A 1,575-nucleotide genomic window follows, 5' to 3' on the forward strand; every position below is an offset into this window, starting at 1 on the left:
CTCCCGCCGGCCCTCGCGCAGATCGGCCGGCATGCCGCCGCCCCGCACGCGCTGCGGAATGTGACTCACGTCGAGGAACGCCCGCATCGCCCCGGCGACCGCGAAGGCCGCCGCGTCCGCCGCCAGCACCCAGCCGGGCCCGATCGCGGCCACCATCGCACCGCCCAGCGCCGCACCGCCCAGCGCCGCCCACCGCCGCGCCCTGCATCGCCRTGCTGTGCGCGGTGATGTTCCTGACCGGCGTGACGCTGGAGGTGTTCGGCGTCTCCTGGATGACCGCGCAACCCCTCAGTGAACGTAACCTTCGGCAGCACACCCCCAGGTACTCAGGACTGGCATTTGTCTGCGGAAGGTAAGCCCCGCTCTACATGGCGGGGCCAACTCCGGCGGCCGACTCCACGTTGGACTCCCACGCCCGGTTTCGCATTCAACGGCCAAGCCATCGGCTCCGTTTTCGTCGGCTGTCCTATCGGGTTACGCTCGACATGTTCGAGGCAACAGGGGACAAATGGTCGATCTCGGAGGTCGCCATGGATGTCGCCGTGGGCACATTCAACCTCAACAATCTCTTTTCACGGTTCAACTTCCAGGCAGAGATATCGGCTGTCCATCCGGTTGATGACGATGAACGGCTGACCTCCAGCTATGTCTTCGACGACCCCAAGAGCGTGCGGATCCGTACGTACAAAGGCAAGCTGGTCAAGGGAATAGACGCCGAGGAACAGAAGGTGCTCGCCCGGCGGATCAGCGAAATGGACCTGGACATACTGGCCGTGCAGGAAGTCGAGGACATCGACACCCTGCGCTTTTTCGTTGCTCAGCACCTTGGCGGCGCCTACCCGCACCTCTCGCTGATCGAGGGCAATGATCCCCGCCTGATCGATGTTGCCGTCCTGTCCAAATTCCCGGTCGGGGCGGTGACCTCCTGGCAGCACGCGGTCCATCCGGACAAGCCCGGTAAACGCGTCTTCAGCCGGGACCTGTTGGAAGTGCACATACTGGATCCCCGTGACCCCGACAAGCATCTGCTGACCGTCTTCAACAACCATCTCAAGAGCCAGTTCGTCGACCGAGCCACCGACCCCGAGGAGGGCAAGCGCCTGGCCGACGAGCTACGCACCCGCCAGGCCGACACCATCGTCCGGATCATCGGCGAACGGACCCGCCCCGATGGGCGCTACATCGTGCTGGGTGACATGAACGACAGCCCTGACGCACCGACACTCGCCAAACTGGCCGAGCCGACAGGGCAGTTGAGCCTGACGGAGGCGCTCGCACATCCGGAGGAGACCCGGGAACCCAAGCCCGACAATCCTCCGCCGCCTGCCTCGGGGTCGTGGACCCATCGATTCAAGGAAAACGGACAGCCCGCCAAGTACGAGTTGTTCGATCAGATCTGGCTCTTGAGATGGTTGTTGAAGACGGTCAGCAGATGCTTGTCGGGGTCACGGGGATCCAGTATGTGCACTTCCAACAGGTCCCGGCTGAAGACGCGTTTACCGGGCTTGTCCGGATGGACCGCGTGCTGCCAGGAGGTCACCGCCCCGACCGGGAATTTGGACAGGACGGCAACAT

1 protein-coding gene and 1 pseudogene are annotated in these 1,575 nt (G+C 64.0%); one reads left to right on the forward strand and one right to left on the reverse strand.

The genetic code is table 11. The features are described from left to right. Positions 1–201, reverse strand: a pseudogene (locus tag EAO75_RS48085) (MFS transporter); the annotation flags it as partial. Positions 202–485: 284 nt separating this feature from the next. On the opposite strand from EAO75_RS48085, the gene EAO75_RS44715 reads away from it, so the two are divergent. Then, positions 486–1,575 (forward strand): endonuclease/exonuclease/phosphatase family protein (locus EAO75_RS44715; RefSeq protein ID WP_148000859.1); only part of this gene is annotated, 1,090 nt, incomplete at its 3' end.

This window comes from Streptomyces sp. UW30 (assembly GCF_008042075.1).
Classification (GTDB): domain Bacteria; phylum Actinomycetota; class Actinomycetes; order Streptomycetales; family Streptomycetaceae; genus Streptomyces.